The organism is Clostridium frigoris (assembly GCF_018861865.1).
In the GTDB taxonomy this organism is placed as follows: Bacteria; Bacillota; Clostridia; order Clostridiales; family Clostridiaceae; genus Clostridium_AD; species Clostridium_AD frigoris.
Genome location: NZ_JAHLDV010000043.1, coordinates 1 through 16,016 on the forward strand (window position 1 = coordinate 1; position 16,016 = coordinate 16,016).

Annotated in this window: 14 protein-coding genes; 5 read left to right on the plus strand and 9 right to left on the minus strand. The window is 30.7% G+C overall.

The features are described 5' to 3' along the window. Nucleotides 1-167: 167 nt before the first annotated feature. The 3 genes from araA to KPL37_RS14855 are packed head-to-tail and all read right to left on the minus strand — an operon-like array spanning nt 168 to nt 4,064. Entirely contained in the window at nt 168-1,634 is a 1,467-nt protein-coding gene (araA, locus tag KPL37_RS14845) for an L-arabinose isomerase (RefSeq protein ID WP_216150582.1), read from the minus strand. A gap of 33 nt (nt 1,635-1,667) precedes the next feature. Further along, entirely contained in the window at nt 1,668-2,375 is a 708-nt protein-coding gene (gene araD / locus KPL37_RS14850) for an L-ribulose-5-phosphate 4-epimerase (RefSeq protein WP_216150584.1), read from the minus strand. 3 nt (nt 2,376-2,378) lie between these two features. After that, complete coding sequence (locus KPL37_RS14855) at nt 2,379-4,064, minus strand: ribulokinase (RefSeq protein WP_216150586.1); 1,686 nt, start codon at nt 4,062-4,064, stop codon at nt 2,379-2,381. Nucleotides 4,065-4,232: 168 nt separating this feature from the next. Here KPL37_RS14855 and KPL37_RS14860 point away from each other — a divergent pair, with 168 nt between their 5' ends. The 3 genes from KPL37_RS14860 to KPL37_RS14870 all read left to right on the plus strand — a co-directional run bounded on the left by KPL37_RS14860 (nt 4,233) and on the right by KPL37_RS14870 (nt 7,629). Further along, on the plus strand, nt 4,233-5,318 hold the full coding sequence (locus KPL37_RS14860) for a GntR family transcriptional regulator (protein ID WP_216150588.1): 1,086 nt from the start codon (nt 4,233-4,235) through the stop codon (nt 5,316-5,318). A gap of 192 nt (nt 5,319-5,510) precedes the next feature. Then, nucleotides 5,511-6,908 carry a sugar porter family MFS transporter gene (locus KPL37_RS14865; protein ID WP_216150591.1) on the plus strand — a complete coding sequence of 466 codons (1,398 nt, stop codon included), beginning with the start codon at nt 5,511-5,513 and terminating at the stop codon, nt 6,906-6,908. Nucleotides 6,909-7,140: 232 nt separating this feature from the next. Beyond that, nucleotides 7,141-7,629 carry a DUF6803 family protein gene (locus tag KPL37_RS14870; RefSeq protein WP_216150593.1) on the plus strand — a complete coding sequence of 163 codons (489 nt, stop codon included), beginning with the start codon at nt 7,141-7,143 and terminating at the stop codon, nt 7,627-7,629. Nucleotides 7,630-7,736: 107 nt separating this feature from the next. Here the strand turns inward: KPL37_RS14870 and KPL37_RS14875 are convergent, their stop codons facing one another. The 4 genes from KPL37_RS14875 to KPL37_RS14890 all read right to left on the minus strand — a co-directional run bounded on the left by KPL37_RS14875 (nt 7,737) and on the right by KPL37_RS14890 (nt 11,319). Continuing rightward, a complete protein-coding gene (locus KPL37_RS14875) occupies nt 7,737-7,952 on the minus strand; it encodes a CsbD family protein (protein WP_216150595.1) in 216 nt (71 codons plus the stop codon). A 211-nt stretch (nt 7,953-8,163) separates the two neighbouring features. Next, on the minus strand, nt 8,164-9,315 hold the full coding sequence (fucO, locus tag KPL37_RS14880) for a lactaldehyde reductase (protein ID WP_216150597.1): 1,152 nt from the start codon (nt 9,313-9,315) through the stop codon (nt 8,164-8,166). A gap of 172 nt (nt 9,316-9,487) precedes the next feature. Continuing rightward, nucleotides 9,488-10,306, minus strand: a complete 819-nt coding sequence (gene rhaD, locus KPL37_RS14885; RefSeq protein WP_216150600.1) for a rhamnulose-1-phosphate aldolase — start codon at nt 10,304-10,306, stop codon at nt 9,488-9,490. A 254-nt stretch (nt 10,307-10,560) separates the two neighbouring features. Then, nucleotides 10,561-11,319, minus strand: coding sequence for a DeoR/GlpR family DNA-binding transcription regulator (locus KPL37_RS14890; RefSeq protein ID WP_216150602.1), 759 nt, complete (start codon nt 11,317-11,319; stop codon nt 10,561-10,563). A 291-nt stretch (nt 11,320-11,610) separates the two neighbouring features. Here KPL37_RS14890 and KPL37_RS14895 point away from each other — a divergent pair, with 291 nt between their 5' ends. After that, nucleotides 11,611-13,854: a HelD family protein gene (locus tag KPL37_RS14895; RefSeq protein WP_216150604.1), complete on the plus strand. Its 2,244-nt coding sequence runs from the start codon at nt 11,611-11,613 to the stop codon at nt 13,852-13,854. A 59-nt stretch (nt 13,855-13,913) separates the two neighbouring features. Here KPL37_RS14895 and KPL37_RS14900 read toward each other — a convergent pair whose 3' ends face one another. After that, the gene (locus tag KPL37_RS14900) at nt 13,914-14,096 is read right to left on the minus strand and encodes a CD1375 family protein (RefSeq protein WP_216150606.1); all 183 of its coding nucleotides are present in this window, start codon (nt 14,094-14,096) and stop codon (nt 13,914-13,916) included. A gap of 533 nt (nt 14,097-14,629) precedes the next feature. On the opposite strand from KPL37_RS14900, the gene KPL37_RS14905 reads away from it, so the two are divergent. Beyond that, nucleotides 14,630-14,827 carry a DUF6440 family protein gene (locus KPL37_RS14905; protein ID WP_216150608.1) on the plus strand — a complete coding sequence of 66 codons (198 nt, stop codon included), beginning with the start codon at nt 14,630-14,632 and terminating at the stop codon, nt 14,825-14,827. A gap of 163 nt (nt 14,828-14,990) precedes the next feature. Here KPL37_RS14905 and sigG read toward each other — a convergent pair whose 3' ends face one another. Next, nucleotides 14,991-15,764, minus strand: coding sequence for an RNA polymerase sporulation sigma factor SigG (gene sigG, locus KPL37_RS14910; RefSeq protein ID WP_216150610.1), 774 nt, complete (start codon nt 15,762-15,764; stop codon nt 14,991-14,993). Between the last annotated feature and the right edge of the window lie 252 nt (nt 15,765-16,016).

Genomic DNA, 16,016 nt, shown 5'->3' on the forward strand with positions numbered 1-16,016 from the left:
ATAACAAAACTAATGTTTCATTCCTTTTAGATATATTTTCACTTTTCAAAGTACAATTTAAATCTTAAAATTTTCAATCTAGTTTTTTCATAGGTTAGTTAACACTATCATAAAAAGTTGATTATAGCTAACCAACCTTTTATATTATTTTTTTCTTGCATTTTATTCTATCTTGTTGTATCTTTCATAATATCTATTAATTTTGTGTCATGATCTATTATAACAGTTTCAAGTCCTACCATACGGCTCCAATCATAAACTTGATCAACTGTTAACTTTAATGTAACAACTGTATGATGACCACCACCTGAATATATCCATGCTTTAACACCATCACTAAAGTTTGGTTCTGGTATCCATACCATCTTAGCTACAGGTAATTTGGGCATATCTTCAGTAGGTTTAACTGCTGTTATTTCGTTAATAATTAAACGATAATGCGTTCCTAAATCAAGCATAGATACTGCAACTCCAGCTCCAACGCTTCCGTTAAATATTAAACGAGCCGGATCTTCTTTATCGCCAATTCCCAGCGGTTTAACAACTACGCTAGGCTTATCTGAAGCAAATGTTGGATCAACTTCAAGCATATGTGCGCCTAAGATCCTTTCATTGCCAGTACTTAATTCATACATATAATCTTCCATAAATCCAGTTTTCTCATTACTAGTCATAACCTTAAACAATCTTGACATCGCTGCAGTTTTCCAATCTCCTTCTCCAGCAAATCCATACCCCTGCGCATTTAATCTTTGAACAGCAAGTCCTGGCAATTGTTTCATCCCATATAGATCTTCAAAATTTGTTGTAAATGCTGTGTAATTCCCTGCTTCCAGGAAAGTTCTTAATCCAATTTCAATTCTTATTTGTTCTTTTACATGTTCCTCGTAGTACTTAGGATCATTATCGAAGGCATCCATATTGTATATTTTTTTAAATCCTTCATATGTACTTTCAACTTCTTTTTCTGAAACTTTACTAATCTGGGTAGTTAAATCACCAATACCAAAGTAATCAACGGTCCATCCAAATTGAATTTGAGCTTCTATTTTATCTCCTTCTGTAACAGCAACATTACGCATGTTATCCCCAAAACGAGCAACTTTTATCTCCTGGCTCATAATAAATCCTACTGCTACATTCATCCAATCAGCAATTTCTTTTTTAATATCATCTGTTTTCCAGTATCCAAAAATTACTTTATTGTGTTTTTTTAGTCTTGCATTGATAAACCCATATTCACGATCTCCATGAGCACTTTGATGTAGATTCATATAATCCATATCAATTGTTTTCCATGGAATATGTTCACTAAATTGTGTTGCCAAATGTAGTAGAGGTTTTTGTAATAATTTTGTACCAGCTATCCACATTTTAGCAGGTGAAAAAGTGTGCATCCATGTAATTACACCTGCTACCTTATCATTATAGTTTACTTCTTTCATTAAACTAGTAATTTCATCTGCAGATGTTGCAAGTGATTTAAATACTATAGTATAAGGTAATTTCCCACTTTTATTTAAACCATCTGCAATAATTAAAGAATCCTGTTTAACTTCATCTAACGCTTCCTTACCATATAAGTTTTGACTGCCTACGATAAACCAAAATTCCATCTTTTTATTATCTAACATAATCTAATTCCTCCCTCATAATGTAATTCCTAATTATCCTATTTTTTTGCTTTGACCATAATATGCATTTTTTCCATGTTTACGATTAAAATGTTTGCCTAACAAAACTCCATCCATTTTAATATTATTTGAATTAAGCTGCAACGAATGATACGCCATTTTTGCAACTTCTTCGAGCACTACTGAGTTATGAACTGCATTCCTAGGATCGGTTCCCCATGTAAATGGACCATGATCATTAACAAGTACTCCTGGTACTTGACCAGGATTAATCTTGTTTTTATTAAAAGTTTCAACTACAACATTTCCAGTTTGTTTTTCATAGTCTTTATTTATTTCATCTTCAGTCATTGCCCTAGTTACAGGTATGTCTCCATAAAAATAATCACCATGTGTTGTTCCAGCAGCTGGAATAGAACCACCTGCCTGGGCAAAAGAAACTGCCCAAGGAGAATGTGTATGAACCACGCCCCCAATATTTGGAAAAGCTTTGTATAATACTAAATGAGTTGGTGTATCACTTGAAGGATTTAATTTACCTTCAACTATATTTCCATCCATATCAACAACAACCATATCGCATGCTTCCATTTGATCATATTCAACGCCACTAGGTTTTATAACAATTAACCCTTTTGCGCGGTCGATTCCAGAAACATTACCCCAAGTGAAAGTTACTAAATTATATTGAGGTAACAATAAATTTGCTTCAAATACCTTTTGTTTTAAATCCTCTAACATAAATTAACCCTCCTTGGATACAGATTCCTTAATCTTCTTTAAGTGTTTCATTACATCATTTGCACCACGACCAAAGTAATCGTGTAGTTTTACATACTCTTTATATATATTTTCATAACTTTCAACATTTTTGGGAATTGGCTTAATCGAGTTTTCTTTAAGTCTTGCCATTTTCTTTGAAGCCTCTTGTATTGTATCAAATCCATTAGCTTTTTTACCTGCAGCTACTGCTGCAAACATTGCTGCTCCAATAGCTGGTGCTTGATGATGCTCTGATATAAACATTTCTTTGTTAGTAACATCAGCATAAATTTGATTTAACATCTGATTTCTATGAGGTAATCCTCCACAAACTGTTAAAGTATCAATTGGCACGCCATTTTTTTCAAAAGTATCTATGATCAAACGTTTGCCAAATGCTGTAGCTTCGATTAAAGCTCGATATATTTCTTCTGGTTTAGTCTCAAGATTCATACCTAATATTAAACCAGTTAAATCTGTATCTACTAGAACAGAACGATTACCATTCCACCAATCTAATGCTATTAATCCACTCTCACCAATTTTTAATTTATTAGCTTTTTTTTCAAGTAATTGATGAATATTTAATCCCTTTTTCTCTGCCTCTTTGAAATATCTTTCTGGTACTTGATTTTTTACAAACCATCCGAAAATATCTCCAACTGCATTTTGACCAGATTCGTAAGCATAAAATCCTGGTACAGCACCATCTTTAACTACCCCACACATTCCAGGTACTGGAATTTCTTTTTCACCAAGTGTGATATCACAAGTAGATGTACCCATAATATTAAGCATTGTTCTTGGTTTTACAACTCCAGTTGGTGCAACTGATACATGAGCATCAACATTTCCCACCGCTACCGCAATTCCTTTATTTAATCCAGTAGCAATTGCTACTTTTTCAAGAAGTCCGCCTGCTTTAGTTCCTACAGGATAGAACTTAGTACCAATTTTCTCCTCTATTACGTTTTCCATTAGAGGATTTAGTTCCTTAAAAAATTCATTGCTTGGGAATCCTGTTTCCGCATTCCATATTGCTTTATAACCTGCTGTTGTTGAATTTTTTATTTTATTTCCAGTTAACTGCCAAGTCAACCAATCTGTTGCTTCCATAAAAGTATCCATAGCTGCATACACATCAGGTGCTTCTTCAGCTATTTGCATAAGTTTTGGAAATAACCATTCTGATGAGATTTTGCCACCATAATACTTAAGCCATGGTTCATTACGTTTTGTTGCCACTTCATTTAATCTATCTGCTTGATCTTGCGCAGCATGATGTTTCCAAAGTTTAACCCATGCATGTGGGTTATCATGCCATTCTTTTATATTCATCAACGGAGTACCGTCTTCCTTAACAGGAAGTACTGTGCATGATGTAAAATCAATAGCTACACCAATGATATCATCCTTTGAAATTGTTTCCGTTGCCGCGTTAACTGCCTCTTTAACTGTTGCTATAAAACATTCATAATAATCATTTGGGTCTTGAAGCGCCCAATTATTACCTAATTTAATCTCAGTTCCCGGTAAGATTTCATCAATTACCGCACTTGGGTAATCCTTTACTGCAGATGATACAACTTTTCCATTATCTAAGTTTACAACCACTGCCCTTGAAGACAAAGTTCCGTAGTCAACTCCAACTGTGTATTTTGTTGTCATTTTGTTTGACCCCTTTCTTAGTAATCGCTTTCAATACAAACTATAGTATTTATTCGTACAAATGTCAATACATATTTATTATTTATACGTACTAATTTCAAATATCATTGTGAATAGCACCATCATCTGATATAATATTTATGAAATAAATTATTATAGGAGATACATATGAAACACAAATATGAAGAAGTAATAGAAAAAATTATTGATTGGGCAATGACTGAAAAATATAAACCAAACGACAAACTCCCAACTGAATCTGAACTAATGTCTTTATTTAATGTAAGCAGACATACTGTAAGGAGAGCTATCAGTGATTTAAATGCTCAGCAATATGTATATCGAATACAAGGAAGCGGCATATATCTCTCTGATTGGAAACAAAATAGTATTCACTTAAAAAAGAATAAAAATGTAGGTGTTCTTACAACACATATATCAAATTATATATTTCCAGATATAATTAGAGGCATTGAAAGTACTCTATATGCACAGTCTTATTCTCTTTTATTATCATCTACTAGCAATAACATAATGCTAGAAAATAGTAATTTAAAAAATTTGCTAGCACATGAAATAGATGGTCTTATCTTAGAACCAACAAAAAGTGCGTATCAAATTCACAATTTAGAGTATTTAAATAATATATTATCTAAAAATATTCCTATTGTTATGATTAATGCTTCCTATAATGAGATTAACGTCCCAAGCCTACGTGTTAATGATTTTAAAGGTGGCAAGATTGCCACTCAGCATTTAATTGCTTTAGGTCACACTAATATAACGGGTATATTTAAAGTGGATGATTCCCAAGGTATCCATAGAATGAATGGGTTTATTACAGAATGCCAAAAGAATGAAGTTCCGCCATCAACAAATCAAATTTTAACTTACCTTTCAGAAGAAGTGGAAACAATACTTCCACAAAGAATAGAGAATCTACTCAAATCTGGCAATCGCCCTACAGGTATATTTTGTTATAATGATGAAATTGCATATATGGTATTAAGTATTGCTTCTAAATTGAAAATAAAAATTCCAAATGACCTTTCAATTATAGGCTTTGATGACTCTATGCTCTCAGAAATTATGGATCCAAAACTAACTTCCATTACACACCCAAAAGAACAAATGGGTAAGGATGCTGCTAATTTGATAATAAAATTAATTAATAATAATAATGAATTCGACAACAGTGATTCTATATTATATGAACCTAGTCTTGTTATTCGTAATTCAACAACACAACTTTAAAAGTAAACCATAAACCATTAGCTATTTTAAGATATTATAGCGGTCTATGGTTTATTTTTTTATTTGTACCTATAACTTTTACTTTATTATTGACATTTGTACGTATATATATTATTATAAACTTGTAATCGCTTGCAAAACTAATAAAAAACTAATAAAAATAATATACATAACATATAAGGAGGATTTAAAATGCCAGATAAACCTAAAAGTAAACGTTCTTTAATGTTTATTATACTAATATCATGTGCTGCTGGATTAGGTGGTCTACTATATGGATATGACACAGCCGTTATATCAGGAGCAATTGGTTCGCTTCAAAAGCTATATAATTTAACACCAATGATGGAAGGTCTAGTAATTTCAAGTATTATGATTGGTGGTGTTGCCGGTGTTGGTATCTCTGGATTTTTAGGTGATTTCATCGGTCGAAAAAAGGTATTAATGTTTGCTGCTGCTTTATTTGGAGTATCGGCCCTAGCATCTGCTCTATCACATTCAGTAGAAGCTTTAATTATTGCTGGAATAATTGGAGGTCTAGGTATTGGTATGGCTTCGGCCTTATCTGTAACTTATATTACAGAATGTGCACCACCTGCAATTCGTGGTAGACTTTCTGCACTCTATCAATTATTCACAATATCTGGAATGTGTCTTACATACTTCATAAACCTATGGATTGTAAATATGGGTAGTGAAGCTTGGCTTACAACAACTGGATGGCGTTGGATGCTTGCTTGTGGTATATTCCCATCTTTTGTATTCTTATTAACATTGTTTTTCGTCCCAGAAAGTCCACGTTATTTAGTAAAAGCCGGAAAATTAGACCAAGCTTCTGCAGTACTTAATAAAATTAATGGCCCTGTAATAGGAAAGCAAGAATTTGATTCTATTTCTAATTCATTAATAGTTGAAAAAGACTCATCGCTTAAACAGCTTTTCAAACCAGGGCTCCGTAAAGCTTTAGTAATCGGAATTTTCCTTGCCATCTTTAATCAAGCAGTTGGTATGAATTCAATTACATATTACGGTCCTAAAATTTTTGAAATGATAGGTTTTAAAACTAATTCAAGTTTTCTCGCTACAAGCGTTGTAGGTGTTGTAGACGTTTTAGCTACAATCCTTGCTATGTTTTTAATAGATAAAGTTGGGCGTAAGAAGTTAATGTCTATCGGCTCTGCATTAATGGCTATCTTTATGTTATTCATAGGACTCGCCTTCTATACGCATTACGGAAATGGTATGGTTATTTTATTCTTGATTCTTGGTTTTGTAGCATCATTTTGTATTTCAATGGGTCCAATTCCTTGGATTATGATTCCTGAAATATTTCCTAATTATTTAAGAGCAAGAGCAACAGGCATTGCAACTATGTTTCTATGGGGTGCTAACTGGGCAATCGGTCAATTTACTCCAATGCTACTTAGTAGTATTGGAGGTGCATTTACCTTTTGGATATTCTGCGGATTAAATGTTATTTGCTTTATATTCGTTACAACCTCAGTTCCAGAAACTAAAAATAAATCATTAGAAGAGATTGAAAAGTTCTGGGTTCCTAAAAACAATAAAAAAAATGTTGCTAAAATTTAATTTATTTAAAATTACAAAATAGATTTACAAACTAATACATCAGCCACATGTTGGATTACACTTCCATCATGTGGCTTTTCTTGGTTCAATAACAATATAGTATGCAATAGTTCATTAACTAATAAAGTATTACAATAAATAATTATCTTCAAGCAGTAAATCTTCATAAAATCTACACAACTTATTATTATTATAGACTTAAAAGAATATAGATGAAAGAAGGATGATTATATTGAATATGACACATTATATGGCTTTATTAATGGACAATCAGCCCTGGAATTTAATTATTTTTATGGCATTACCAGTTATTATGGCAGAAGCATTAACTATTAGCGAATTTTTTATTATATTTAATAAAATTAAGCAAGGTGGTCTTAGAACATTTAATAAAATTGTTGGTATATTTGACGGATTTTACTTTACAGGTATTTTTATATACTTATTTATAACCGCTGCTATCCCCCTTACAGCAAACGGTGGTTGGCATACCTGGGTAGATGTTGTCGCTGTTGGTTTTTATCTAAGCGGTGTTATTTTTCTTTTGCCAATCGCGCTAATGGAACTTGGTATTATTTTTAAGAAAAAAACTTTAGACGAAAAAATGAAAATTCATTTTATTCTTATAAGTGGTTTTTTAGTTGTAGCACATATTGCTATGATTTTCGGTATGGTAAATCCTGAAATAATTAATAAGATGCCCGGTATGCCTGGCATGTAAAAAATCGGCCAGTAAATCCAAATAAGCAAAAAACTTCGGATGCATTTCTCCGAAGTTTTTTTGTTTTTTAAGCTTCTTTATCCAAAATAAACTTTTTTACAAAGTATCTATTTATTTTCTTCATTCTTATCTAATGTATCATTGATTTTTTTTGCTACCTTCTCTTTAAATTCTCCAACTTTTTCTTTAAACTCACCCGTTTGTGACTGAGCCTTCCCCATAAGTTCTGTCTCTTCACTACCAGTTGCCTTTCCAACATTCTCCTTAGTTTTTCCCATGATCTTATCCTTTACACTATCAAATTTATTTTTTAGATCTGTCATTTGACACCTCCATTTTAATTTATTAAACTTACTTATTCATTCATAAAATTTATATTTTTTTAATTTTATTTCTTAATATGTCATAGTATGTGATTGAAATACCATTACTATTCTACAATTCAATCTTTTTATTTAACACAATTTCACTTCCCACATATACAAAAAAAACGGACTACCTTAAGGTAACCCATTTTTTCGTATAAATTGCTTATTAAAAAATCGATTTATATACTTCAAATATTTCTTTAACGCTTGTATCTCTTGGATTACCTGGAGTACATGCATCTGCCATAGCTGACTCTGCAAGTGCACCTAAATCTTCTTTCTTAACTCCAATTTCTTTTAATGTCTTTGGAATTCCAACATCCCCTGAAAGTTTCTTAACAGCATCAATAGCTGCTTTTCTATATTCATCTTGAGACATGTTATCTACATTTGGAACTCGCATTGCACGAGCTACTTCTCTATACTTTTCTCCAGTAGAACCTGCATTATATTCCATAACATGAGGCAATATTACTGCATTAGCAATTCCATGTGGAGTATCATAAAAAGCTCCAAGCGGATGTGCCATGCCATGAACAAGACCAAGTCCTACGTTGCTAAATCCCATGCCTGCAACGTATTGCCCAAGTGCCATATCCTCACGTCCTTTTGGTTCATTTGCTACTGCACTTCTAAGTGAACGTGAAATTATTTCAATAGCTTTTAGATGAAGAGTGTCTGTCAATTCCCAAGCCCCTTTTGTAATGTATCCCTCAATTGCATGCGTTAACGCATCCATACCAGTTGCTGCTGTTAACCCCTTTGGCATTGAGGCCATCATTTCTGAATCAACAACTGCTATAACTGGAATATCATGTGGATCTACACATACAAATTTACGTTTTCTTTCTTCATCAGTGATTACATAATTAATAGTAACTTCTGCTGCAGTCCCAGCTGTTGTTGGAACTGCAATAATAGGTACTGATTTATTTTTAGTAATAGCTGTACCTTCAAGACCTCTTACATTTTCAAATTCAGGATTATTTATGATAATCCCTATAGCTTTTGCAGTATCAATTGATGATCCTCCTCCAATAGCCACTAGGTAATCAGCACCAATTTCTTTAAACTTTGCTATGCCACTTTTTACTACATTTATAGTAGGATTAGCTTTTACGCCATCAAAAACTTCAAATTCTAAGTCACTTTTTTTGAGTAAATCTGTTACCTTGCAAGCTACATTAAATTTTATTAAATCTTTATCAGTTACTACTAACGCTTTTTTAAACCCTCTAGTTTTAACTTCAGCCGCAATACTCGTTATTGCTCCTGCTCCTATGTAACTTGTCTCATTTAAAACCATTCTGTTAGCCACAATAATCAATCTCCTTTTAGAATATATTTTTTAATACATTATCAGCTCATCACCTGCGGTGCTGTAATATAACGACTTTAGAAGGTAATTTACACTTCTCCTAAAGTTTTTATTTATTACAGTATTTAAGCATCCACATAAATAATTAGATTAGTATCCTTCTAAAATGTCGTTAAACTAAATAGTCTTCTGAAATATTAACATTAAAATCTTTTGCTAAATCTCTAAAATTTTGAGATGTTATTGTTTGCTTCTTTCCACCCATAGATAATACCTTAACCAGGATTTCAGCTGATTTCTCTACTGTATCCATAAGTCCAAAGGCTAAATCTAGAGTTTCACCAGCACAGAACATACCATGGTGTGCCCAAATTACAACATCATGTTCTTTCATTAATTTTCCAGTTTCTTCTGCAATTGCAGCTCCACCTGGAACCATCCAAGGTACTATGCCTATTCCACCTGGAAATACTACTGGACATTCTGTTGCCATTTCCCATAGCTGCCTAGTAAATACCCTGCCTTCTAGTGGTAATACAAATGTTAATGCTATAGCGTTTGTAGTATGTGAATGCATTATAACTCTGTATGCGCCATTTGTTTTTTCTTTCTTTATTGAGTGGCTCATTAAATGTGATGTTACTTCACTTGTTGGTTTTGCTCCATTTATTAATCCCCAAACTATCTTATAGTTTTCACCTTTTTCGTCAACTTTTACGATCCCTGCATTCTCTTCTAAACAAACGCTCATATTTCTTATGAATTTTCCACTTCCAGTTACTAGAAAGTATTCATTAGCTAAATTTTTAACAGTTACTCCAATTGGAGTATATGATGAGTCTTCATTAATAAAGCCTTTAACTGCCGATACTTCCTCCTTTGTTAACCTGTAAGTTATGTTTCCACCGTTTCTTTCATGCCACCCCTTAAGCCATGCATCATTTGCAATTTTTTTAAAGTTTTGTATGAATTTCATATCTTCTATATTCATTTTAATCTCCCACTTTCATTTTAAATTGTATTTCCAATACGTAACACTTTTTATTCTATGCACTATATTTGCAACATCTAACTTCTTAAAGTATACTTCATTCTTTTCATAAATACAATCGTTTTCTGTTGTTTTTGTTTGTTTTTTCTTGTTTTTTGTTTGTTTGACTTATTCTTTATAATAAAAAGTTAAAGAGCCACCAAAAATTATTTTGATAGCTCTTTAACTTAACTTCATAATATATAGTTTTTTTATTAATATATAATTTCAACGTTATTAGAATGTAATAATTTCAACCATTCTTCTCTTGGTGCCTTATCTGTAATGATATAATCTATATTTTCATAATCAAAAAGTTTTACAAAAGAAGTTTTATCATATTTACTATGATCAATTAATAAAACCACTTTACTGGCTTGCTTTATCATAGTATTTTTAATTTCAGCCTCTTCTTCATTTGAGTCTAATATTCCTTTTTTGACATCCATCCCTTTACAACTCACAAAAGCCAAATCTACACTATATTTTCTAATAGTGCAATGCGTTATAGGACCTTGAAGTGATAAAGATTTTTGTTTTATTGAGCCACCTGTTGATATAATATTTAGTTCTGATTGATTAAGTTCACTAAGAACTTCAACTGAGTTTGTTATTACTGTTACATCACTTCTATCTTTAATTAGCTTCAAAACCTCAAGTACAGTTGAACTACAATCTGCCATTATCGTACTATCTTCTTTGATAAATTCTATTGCTTTTAAGGCTATGTATATTTTTTCTTCCATATTGGTCTTTGATCTTTTATGAAAAGATATATCCTCATTTGTTATTTGAGCATTTAATATTGCCCCACCATAACTCCTAGTAACTAAACCTTGTTGTTCTAGCTTTTCTAAATCTCGCCTTATTGTTTCTTCGGTTACATCAAATTTTTCACTTAGCTTTGAAACATACAGTTTTTTTTCGCTTAAGGCTGTCTGCTTTATAATTTCTAATCTTTCTATTGGTAACATTTTTATTCCTCCTTGCAATAATTTTGTCATTGAAATAAAAAAAAGGCATCTAATTGCCCTCTATCTCTTTATATATATGTGTTGCCACTAAATAATTACAATTATAACATTTTAATATCAACATAAAAATAAAACCACACATAAGCTTTACTTAAATATGATTTTTGTATATAATTAGATTTGAATAAAACTACAAGTATAATACATTAACTTTATAACTAAATTTAATTTTATCACATATCGAATGCAAATGTCAATAGTTTTTATAAAAATAAATAGGAGCGTGAAAAAATGAGTAATTATAAACTAATTAATAACGAGGAAACACAATATCTTAATGATACTCTTAACTTTTTAAAAAAAGAACTTACGAAAGATGAATATGCTATAAACTTTAGAAAAAGAGATCTTATTACTTCAAGAAGAGATATGTGGCAAGAATCGGCTCATTCTTCAAATGATTTTGATAAAATTCCAGAAATGCTTCAACATCTTTCAGAGGTTGATAGCCAAAATTATAGCTACGAAAAAACACTTAAACGCATAAAAAAATATACGCAAATTTTAAACTCACCGTATTTTGGAAGATTCGATTTTAAAGAAGATGGTTATAATGATACCGATAAAATTTATATTGGTCTTTATAACTTAATAGATAAAGATACAAGTTCGATTTTAATATATGATTGGCGCTCACCTATTTCAAGTATGTTTTATCAATATGAAATCGGCAAAGGCTCTTATAACGCGCCCTTCTCAATAATTTCAGGTGATATTCTTATGAAGAGGCAGTATAAACTTAAGGACTCCAAACTTCAATATTTTTTTGATAGCAGTGTAACAATTAATGACGAAATTCTTCAAGAGGTCCTTAGCCATAATTCTTCCTCAACAATGAAAAACATAGTTGAAACCATACAAAAACAACAGGATATAATTATTCGAGATACTGAAAATGAACTTTTAATTGTGCAAGGCGTGGCTGGAAGTGGTAAAACTTCTATAGCATTACATAGAATTGCATATTTACTTTATGTTGGTATTGCATCAAATTTGCATTCCAATAATATTATTATAATTTCTCCAAGCTCTGTATTTAGTAAATATATTTCTGGAGTTTTACCAGAACTCGGCGAAGATAACGTAGAAGAAACTACCTTCGACAATATTATCGTTGATTTCTTAGATAATAGATTTATATTTGAAAGTAGAAAAGAGCAACTTGAATCTTTAATTCTTAATAATAATCACCAATATATAAATATAAAAATGGAGAACACTAAATTTAAAGGCTCAAAAACTTTTGTTATAATTTTAGATAGATTAATCTATTATTATGAACATAAATTGACTAATTTTGAAGACTTATATTATGATGGCAAAATCATTGAAACAAAGCAGCAGCTAAATAATCTTTTCCTAAACGGTAAAATGAATATGCCCATCTCAAAAAAACTTAAAAGAATTGAAAGTATTATGCTTAATAAAATTCACCCTTTAAGAAAAGCAAGGCTTCAAAAGATTCAAAAAATTGTTCTAAATGATGCTAACCACCAGCTAGAGATAAAATCTTTTAGCAGATTAATGGCAATTAAAGAAGCTAAAATATTAATGAAACATATTCACAAATATACGCAGATTGACTATTCAAATTTGTATAAATTGCTTTTCAATAAACCCGGACTTTTTTTTAAACTCTCTAAAGGGTTAGAACTACCAAGAGATATTAAACAAATGATATTAAAAACCGCAAAAAGTCTCCATAAAGGATCTATTAATTATGAGGATTGTGCACCCCTTTTGTATATTAAACTTAAGCTTAATGGTAATCGAAAATTTTCAGATATACAGCAGGTTGTAATTGATGAGGCTCAAGATTATTATCCACTTCAATATGAAGTTTTTAATCTTCTATTTTCTAAAGCTAAATTTACAATATTAGGTGACTTTAATCAAACTCTTGAAAAGCATGGTAATAAATTTATTTATGATGATATAGAAAACATTCTTCACAAGAAAAAAAGCCTAAAACTTTCTATGAATAAAAGCTTTAGATCATCAATTGAAATTAATACATTTACTCAGAAGATACTAAATAGCAAAGAAGAGTTTGTTTCCTTTGATAGACATGAAGAGGAACCACGAATTGTATTCAAAGATAATGAGAAGTCGATTTATGAAGCTATCATACTAGATATTCACAAATACGAAAGTCTTGGGTATGAGTCTATTGCAGTTATTTGTAAAACGCAGCAACAAGCACTAATAATTGAAAAAGAATTAATTAATTTAGATACAATTAAATTAGATACAATTAAATTATTAAATATAGATGACACTGAAATTATAAAAGGAACCGTAGTTATACCATCTTATATATCAAAAGGACTAGAATTTGATGTAGTTTTAGTTTTCAATGTTTCAAAGAATAATTATAATAGTGAGTTCGATAGGAATCTCCTATATGTTGCTTGCACAAGAGCGCTACATCAACTTGTTATTTATTATACTGGAGAAAAAAGTGAGTTTTTTTAAAAATAAATAAAATATAGAAAAAAGATAGAAAAAAGATAGATAAAGGCTATTTAAAGTCTTTATCTATCTACTATTATATTAGATATATTTGTTGGTATTGACTTTACATTTCCGTCTAATGTTACCACCGTCAAATTTGTCATAACATCATCTCTAAACTGATCTGGAACTTTCTGAATTGTTCTTAAACCTGCTTTCACAAGCCTGCAATACATATCAACCATTTTTATTCTTCCTTTCACTACTAAGGCTTTGCCCCTTATATATAGAACATCTATTAAAGTTATATTATCTTCACTTAATTATTTAGATAAATATTAAAAAGCGCTTTTAAAACGTTTTCACTATTGTTTCGCTAATATAACTACATACTATGTTCTTATATAGTAGTATTTACAGAATTCGTTAAATTATACATTTTTCATTTTTTTCATTACTTTCTTTTTTAATACTGTTGTAAAAAAACACCATTATATAATTAAGGCATATATTAATATTAATAGTTAAAACAAAGATATCTGTAATCTATTAAATATTCCTCAAATTTAACAACATTTTGGAAGCTTCAATTCTGCCATCTTCTATAAGTGGCAGTTGTCTAGCCCAGTAAAATTGCTTTGGTGGCAGTCTAAATTTTCTTCCAAAGTTGTTAATTTTCAGCGACCCAGGAGATGATTTAATAAGGTAACCGTAGCTAAATAAAGATTTATGAATGACTAGTGATATATTTGGCAACAATTGTATAATATGAATTATTAAAATGTAGGAGGGCAAAATGTTTAATAATAGTAAAAATAAAAATATATCCAAAACAATATATGATTCTGAATATAAAATAGCCGTACGTTGCAAAGCAATTACAAATACAGATTTAATAACAAATTATTTTATAAATATAGAAGGTTCTAATGGAGGCATTACTTTATTGTTAGATAAAGACGGGAATTCTATGTTGTCACAAATAAAATTGTAATACTAGACAAAATAAAGTCTCTGATACCTTTAATATAAATTATATAAAAAGCACCTATAGAAAAACACTATCCTAAATGTGTTTCCCTGTAAGTGCTAATTTAATTAAATACCTTTTTAATATTTCTAAAATATAAGTACAAAAATTTTCCTACTATAGTTCCCTATACATACTTCTTCATATGTTTTAATGCAGTTTTTTCGAGTCTTGACACTTGTGCTTGAGAAATACCTATTTCATCAGCTACTTCCATTTGTGTTTTTCCATCAAAAAATCTTAAATTTAATATTAGCTTTTCTCTATCTTTTAATTTATTCATTCCATCCTTAATTGATATGTTTTCAAGCCAACTATCATCTAAGTTTTTAGTATCTTTTATTTGATCCATTACATAGATTTCATCACCACCATCATGGTATATCGGTTGAAACAAAGATACCGGGTCTTGTATAGCGTCTAAAGCAAATACTACGTCCTCCCTTGGCAATTCTAGCTCCTTTGCAATTTGTTCTACAGTGGGCTCTTTATTGTTCTCATTTACCAATCTGTCCCTAACTTGCAATGCTCTGTATGCAATATCCCGAAGTGACCTACTAACTCTTATAGAGTTATTATCTCTTAAATATCTTCTTATTTCCCCTATAATCATAGGAACTGCATATGTTGAAAACCTAACATTTAGACTTAAATTAAAATTATCAATAGATTTCATTAAACCAATACAGCCAACTTGAAATAGATCGTCTACATTTTCTCCTCGATTATTAAAACGCTTTATTACACTTAAAACTAATCTTAAATTCCCTTCAATAAATACATCTCTACACCCAGCCTCGCCATTTTGTATCCTATACAACAAATCTTTCATTTCTTTTTCTTTTAATTTTGGTAATTTTGAAGTATTTACCCCACATATCTCTACTTTATTAAATATCATAAGGTCATCATTCCCTTCAATGTAATTGCTTTTAAATTATGTCCTTAAGATTTATTTATTATACTAAAGACAACCCTATAATATTTTACTAATTTTTTCCTTAAGCATTTTATTTTTTAGTAAACCTTCTTTATAAATAAAAATACAAATAACGAATATTCATATGTGTAATAATACTAAAACAATTACAATAGAATTAAATGGAACAAAACAAAATGCAGGCAGAGCCTAAATATGCATTAGAAGGGTGGA